Source organism: Martelella sp. UBA3392 (genome assembly GCF_002358775.1).
In the GTDB taxonomy this organism is placed as follows: Bacteria; Pseudomonadota; Alphaproteobacteria; order Rhizobiales; family Rhizobiaceae; genus Martelella; species Martelella mediterranea.
In genome coordinates this window covers 29,082-35,481 of sequence record NZ_DEPM01000074.1, presented here as the reverse complement: position 1 = coordinate 35,481, position 6,400 = coordinate 29,082, and the positions used below count along the sequence as shown (strand labels likewise).

Below are 6,400 nucleotides of genomic sequence, written 5' to 3'. Positions count from 1 at the left end.
TCGCTGGTGGCGCGCGATTTCTGCTACAAGCTGCAAAAGCTCGGCCGCTACGCGCTGCATGATTCCGACAGTCACGTGCAGATGGCCAATGTCTCGGCCGCCAGGCCCGGCGATGTGCTGTTCGCGCTCTCCTATTCCGGCGCGAGCATCGAGACCGTGCGGATCGCCGAGCTTGCCCGCAAGCGCGCCGTCACCGTGATCTCGCTGACGGGGCCGAAGCAGAACGCGATCGCCCGCGCGGCCGATCTCAATCTCTACACCATTGCGGACGAGGAAAAGGTGCGCTCCTCGGCGATCACCGCCCGCGACGCCCAACTGATGCTGACCGACTTCCTCTTCATCCTGCTGCTCCAGCGCCAGCAGGACGCCGGCGACTACATTGCCGATAGCGGCGATGCCGTGACCGCGCTGAAGCTTGGCGAGAAGTGACGCCGCCTACCCCTTGATCGGTATGCAGATTTCCGTCAGCAGGTCCTGGGGTGCCGCTTCGCGCGGATTGTTGAGATAGACCTCGACAGGCGGAGCGTCCGCAGGCTCGTATCCATTGGCGGGCAGATAGCTGCCGTAAAACCAGCCATAGGCCTTGTGAAGCTCGGCATAGGGCCCCTTGTGGCGCAAGACCGCAGAGCGACCACCGGCGATCTCGCGCTGCTCCAGCCCCGCGGGCGGGGTAAAGCCGGCGGGCACGACGAGGCCGACGAAAGACTGCAGCTCCTCCTCAGCGGTAAGGCCGGGATCGGAATAATAAATGCCGACCATCTGCATATCCGGCCGGAACAAGCCCGCCGCCGCCATCTTGCCGACAGCCTCGCCAAAGGCCTTGTCGACCTCCATATAGGAGCCGGTATGCGGCACGCCGGCCACTGTCTTGGCATTTTCCTCTCTGAGTTCGACATCGTACATCGCACCATTCTCCTCGGTGACGGGGTTATCGAAAATCGCGTGGCCGCCGCTCGCGCGATATGTCGCCGGCGCCATTCCGTAAGCGGATTTGAAACTTCGTGTGAAAGAAGCGACGCCTGAATAGCCGGCGCGGCCGGCAATGCTCTCTATGCCTGCCGCGCCGTTGACGAGTTCGCCGGCGGCCCGGTGCAGGCGCAGGCGCTTAACCGTGGCATGGATGGTTTCGCCATACACCGCCCGATAGATCCGGTGCCAGTGCCATGGCGACAGGCAGGCGATCTCGGCGAGTTTCGCGTAGTCGAGCGCGTCGTCCAGATGGGCCGCAATATAATCGCTGACCCGCCTCAGCCTTTGCTCATAGGTCCCGAACACATCCATATCTTTCATCACAACCGTTCACTCCCGTTTGACATTGCCTTTCAAACACAGGTCGCATTGACAAATCTTGCGGAATCGCCCCCCGGGTGCAATGATCCGCCTGCCCATCCGCGGCCCCAGGTGAAATGATCATGCCCACCCGTCTCGTTCCCAAGACCGTCAGCGTTCTGCGCGAAGGTTATTCCTTTTCCCGCCTCAAAGGCGACGCCATTTCCGGATTGACCGTCGCCATCGTGGCCCTGCCGCTGTCGATGGCGATCGCGATCGCCTCCGGCGTCTCGCCCGACCGAGGGCTCTACGCGGCGATCATCGGCGGCTTCTTCGTTTCGCTGCTGGGCGGCAGCCGCCACCAGATCGGCGGCCCGGCGGGGGCCTTCATCGTGCTGGTCGCAGCCTCGGTGGAACGCAACGGCATTGACGGCCTGCTGATTGCCGTCATCCTCTCCGGCCTGATCATGATCGCGGCCGGCTATTTGAGGCTCGGGGCCTATATCCGCTTCATACCCTATCCGGTGACGGTGGGCTTCACCGCCGGCATCGCCATCATCATCTTCGCCAGCCAGCTTTCCGCGATCTTCGGGCTGGACCTGCCCGGCAAGGAGCCGGGGCCCTTCGCCGAAAAGGTGGCCTATCTGGCGCAGTATGTCGGCACCACCAACATTTCGGCCGTTGCCATCGCGGTGCTGACCATCGCCATCATCATAGCCGTAAAGCGCTTCCGGCCGGGCTGGCCGGGGATGCTGATCGCCGTTGCCGTGGCAACCCTCGCGGCCTTCGCGTTCAACCTGCCGGTGGAAACCATCGGCAGCCAGTTCGGCGGATTGCCGCGTGGGCTGCAGGCCCCGGCCCTGCCCGCGCTGTCGGTCCAGAAGGTCATCTCGGTGCTGCCCGATGCCTTCGCCTTCGCGCTGCTGGGCTCGATCGAATCCCTGCTTTCCGCCGTCGTCGCCGACGGCATGACCGGGCGCCGGCATCGCTCCAACATGGAACTGGTCGGCCAGGGCGTGGCCAATATCGCCTCCGGCCTGTTCGGCGGCATCTGCGTGACCGGCACCATCGCCCGCACCGCGACCAATGTGCGCGCCGGCGCGACCAGCCCGTTTTCCGGCATGCTGCATTCGCTGTTCCTGCTCTTGTTCATGATCGTCGCAGCGCCGCTGGCCCGCTTCATTCCGCTGGCGACCCTCGCCGGCGTTCTGGCCGTCGTCGCCTGGACGATGGTGGAGAAGGCCGCAATCCGGACGCTGCTCAAGACCTCGCGCGGCGATGCCGTCATCCTGCTCGTCACGCTGTTGCTCGTGGTCTTCCGCGACCTGACAGAAGGCATCGTCGCCGGCTTCGCGCTCGGCGCCGTCATGTTCATCGACCGCATGGGCAAGAATGTCGCCGTAAACCCCTATTCCGACTACAACGCCAGGGCCGAATCGCCGATCGCCAATACCGATCCCGACACCGTGGTCTACCGCATTTCCGGCGCGTTCTTCTTCGGCGCGGCCGCCACCGTCGGCTCCGTGCTCGACCGGGTGGCCGGCGGCGCGCGCAATTTCGTGCTCGACCTTTCCGATGTCCCCTATGTCGATTCCTCCGCCGCCAACGTGCTGGAGGGCACGATCGGAAAGGCTGAACACCGCAAGGTTCGGGTTCTGCTCGCCGGCGCGACGCCGAATGTCCGGTCGATCCTCGAAAGCCACGGGATCTCCGAACCGCGCGTCGCCTATTGCGCCACACTCGATGAGGCCGCCGCACGAATCGAAGCCGACAAAAACGAAACGACGGACTGAGACGCGCTCGGCTGGCGCATTCCTCCTCCCGTAACGTCGTACACAAGCTTTCCAGGGGAAATACAAAACCGGAACATATCCGACATTCCATATCTAAAACAATGGCTTGTCAGGGGCTTGCAGGAACGGAACAAATAGAGTACAAATATGTAACTTCTGAAATCGTCTAGGCGGCAGCGGCAACAAGGGATAAGGTCCATGGCACAGAATTCACTAAAACTCGTCGAGGAAAAATCGGTGAACAAGAGCAAGGCGCTGGAAGCGGCACTTTCCCAGATCGAGCGCTCGTTCGGCAAGGGCTCGATCATGAAGCTCGGCGCCAATGACAGCATCGTCGAGATCGAGACGGTGTCGACCGGTTCCCTTGGCCTTGATATCGCGCTCGGCATTGGCGGCCTGCCCAAGGGACGCATCATCGAAATCTACGGCCCGGAAAGCTCCGGCAAGACCACGCTGGCGCTGCAGACCATCGCCGAGGCGCAGAAGAATGGCGGCATTTGCGGCTTCATCGATGCCGAACATGCGCTTGATCCTATCTATGCCCGCAAGCTCGGCGTCGACCTGCATGACCTTCTGATCTCCCAGCCCGATACCGGCGAGCAGGCGCTTGAAATCGCCGATACGCTGGTGCGCTCCGGCGCGCTCGACGTCATCGTGATCGACTCGGTTGCAGCCCTCACCCCGCGCGCGGAAATCGAGGGCGAGATGGGCGACAGCCTCCCCGGCCTGCAGGCGCGGCTGATGAGCCAGGCGCTGCGCAAGCTCACCGGCTCGATCTCCCGCTCCAACTGCATGGTCGTCTTCATCAACCAGATCCGCATGAAGATCGGCGTGATGTTCGGCTCGCCCGAAACCACCACCGGCGGCAACGCACTGAAATTCTATGCCTCCGTCCGCCTCGACATCCGCCGGATCGGCGCGGTCAAGGATCGCGACGAGGTCGTCGGCAACCAGACCCGCGTGAAGGTGGTGAAGAACAAGATGGCGCCGCCCTTCAAGCAGGTCGAGTTCGACATCATGTATGGCGAGGGCGTGTCCAAGACCGGCGAACTTGTCGACCTCGGCGTAAAGGCCGGCATTGTCGAGAAGTCCGGCTCCTGGTTCTCCTATAACAGCGAGCGTCTCGGCCAGGGGCGTGAGAATGCCAAGCAGTTCCTGAAGGACAACCCGGCGACCGCCAACGAGATCGAGCTTGCGCTTCGCCAGAATGCCGGCCTGCTTTCCGAAGGTCTTCTCGATACGGGTGAAGACGATGGTGCTGCCACCGGGACCGACGACGAATAAGCTTCGTCGCACTTTGTGAATTTGATTAAACAGCGGCTTTATCGGGCCGCTGTTTTCTCTTGTCTGGACAGTATCTTCGGCTGTCGTTAAAAGCCGGGAAACGGACACACCAGAATTCAAAGGGACGTGCGCAGCATGAATGGCGTGAATGAAATCCGGTCGACCTTCCTCGACTACTTCCGGCAGAACGGTCATGAGGTCGTCGCGTCCAGTCCGCTGGTGCCGCATAACGACCCGACGCTGATGTTCACCAATGCCGGCATGGTGCCGTTCAAGAACGTCTTTACCGGTCTGGAATCGCGGCCCTATTCCACCGCGACCACCGCGCAGAAATGCGTGCGCGCCGGCGGCAAGCACAACGACCTCGACAATGTCGGCTATACCGCGCGCCACCATACCTTCTTCGAGATGATGGGCAATTTCTCCTTCGGGGATTACTTCAAGGAACGCGCGATCTCGCTCGCCTGGAACCTGATCACCAAGGAATTCGCACTTCCAAAGGACAAGCTGCTGGTCACCGTTTACCACGAGGACGACGAGGCCTTTGACCTCTGGAAGAAGATCGCCGGTCTTCCCGAGGAGCGGATCATCCGGATCGCGACGTCGGACAATTTCTGGTCGATGGGCGATACCGGCCCCTGCGGCCCCTGCTCCGAAATCTTCTTTGACCATGGTGACCATATCTGGGGCGGCCCGCCCGGTTCACCGGAAGAGGATGGCGACCGGTTCATCGAGATCTGGAACCTGGTGTTCATGCAATATGAGCAGATTTCCGCCGACCGCCGCGAGAACCTGCCGCGCCCCTCGATCGACACCGGCATGGGTCTTGAGCGGGTCGCGGCCGTGTTGCAGGGCAAGCACGACAATTACGACATCGACCTGTTCCGCAACCTGATCGCCGCGTCTGTTGACCTGACCGGGGTGAAGGCCGAGGGCGAGCACCGCGCCAGCCACCGCGTCATCGCCGATCACCTGCGCTCTTCCGCCTTCCTGATCGCCGACGGCGTCCTGCCGTCGAATGAAGGCCGTGGCTATGTGCTGCGCAGGATCATGCGCCGCGCCATGCGCCACGCCGAACTGCTCGGCGCGCGCGAGCCGGTGCTCTACAAGCTTATTCCGGTCCTGGTCGGCGAGATGGGCCGCGCCTATCCCGAACTCCATCGCGCCGAGGCGCTGATTTCCGAGACTCTGAAGCTGGAGGAGTCCCGCTTCCGCAAGACTCTCGACCGCGGTCTGACGCTGCTTGACGAGGCGAGCCGCGAGCTGAAGAAGGGCGACAGCCTGGACGGCGAAACCGCCTTCAAGCTCTACGACACCTATGGCTTCCCGCTCGACCTCACCCAGGATGCCCTGCGCGCCCGCGGTATTCATGTCGACCTTTCCGGCTTTCAAGATGCCATGCACCGCCAGCGCGCCGAAGCCCGCGCCCATTGGCAGGGCTCCGGCGACAAGGCGACCGAGACGATCTGGTTCGAGCTTGGCGAAAAGCACGAGGCGACCGAGTTTCTCGGCTACGACACCGAAAAGGCCGAGGGCATCACCCTGGCGCTCGTCAAGGATGGCGCTTCGGTGGAAGCCGCACGAGAGGGCGATACCGTCGCCCTCGTCGTCAACCAGACGCCGTTCTATGGCGAATCCGGCGGCCAGATGGGCGATACCGGCACGATCCGGACCGACAAGGCGGTTCTGCGCGTGACCGACACGCAGAAGAAGGGGCGCGGCCTGTTCGTTCACCATGCCACCGTCGAGAAGGGCGAGATTGCGCGCGGCGAGCCGGTTTCGCTCGAAGTCGATCATGCCCGCCGCTCCCGGCTTCGCGCCAACCACTCGGCCACCCACCTCATCCATGAGGCGCTGCGCGAGCGGCTCGGCAATCACGTCGCCCAGAAGGGTTCGCTGGTCGCGCCCGAGCGGCTGCGCTTCGATATTTCACACCCCAAACCCCTTAGTGCTGAGGAACTCGCCGAAGTCGAGGACATGGCCAACGAGATCGTGCTGCAGAACGCCCCGGTCTCCACGCGGCTGATGAGCGTCGACGACGCAATCGCCGAAGG

5 protein-coding genes are annotated in these 6,400 nt (G+C 62.9%); 4 read left to right on the top strand and 1 reads right to left on the bottom strand.

Annotated features, from left to right (window positions below; translation table 11 throughout):
- Positions 1 to 429, top strand: a 429-nt coding sequence (locus tag B4E36_RS05715; RefSeq protein WP_345900094.1) for a MurR/RpiR family transcriptional regulator, incomplete at its 5' end; no start/stop codon positions are given.
- Positions 430 to 435: 6 nt separating this feature from the next.
- On the opposite strand, the gene B4E36_RS05710 is transcribed toward B4E36_RS05715, so the two are convergent.
- On the bottom strand, positions 436 to 1,290 hold the full coding sequence (locus tag B4E36_RS05710) for an AraC family transcriptional regulator (RefSeq protein WP_345900093.1): 855 nt from the start codon (positions 1,288 to 1,290) through the stop codon (positions 436 to 438).
- Positions 1,291 to 1,412: 122 nt separating this feature from the next.
- Here B4E36_RS05710 and B4E36_RS05705 point away from each other — a divergent pair, with 122 nt between their 5' ends.
- The 3 genes from B4E36_RS05705 to alaS all read left to right on the top strand — a co-directional run.
- On the top strand, positions 1,413 to 3,062 hold the full coding sequence (locus tag B4E36_RS05705) for a SulP family inorganic anion transporter (RefSeq protein WP_292058998.1): 1,650 nt from the start codon (positions 1,413 to 1,415) through the stop codon (positions 3,060 to 3,062).
- Positions 3,063 to 3,260: 198 nt separating this feature from the next.
- On the top strand, positions 3,261 to 4,346 hold the full coding sequence (gene recA, locus B4E36_RS05700) for a recombinase RecA (RefSeq protein WP_292058996.1): 1,086 nt from the start codon (positions 3,261 to 3,263) through the stop codon (positions 4,344 to 4,346).
- 135 nt (positions 4,347 to 4,481) lie between these two features.
- The coding region (gene alaS, locus B4E36_RS05695; RefSeq protein ID WP_345900092.1) for an alanine--tRNA ligase at positions 4,482 to 6,400 on the top strand (1,919 nt) is incomplete at its 3' end.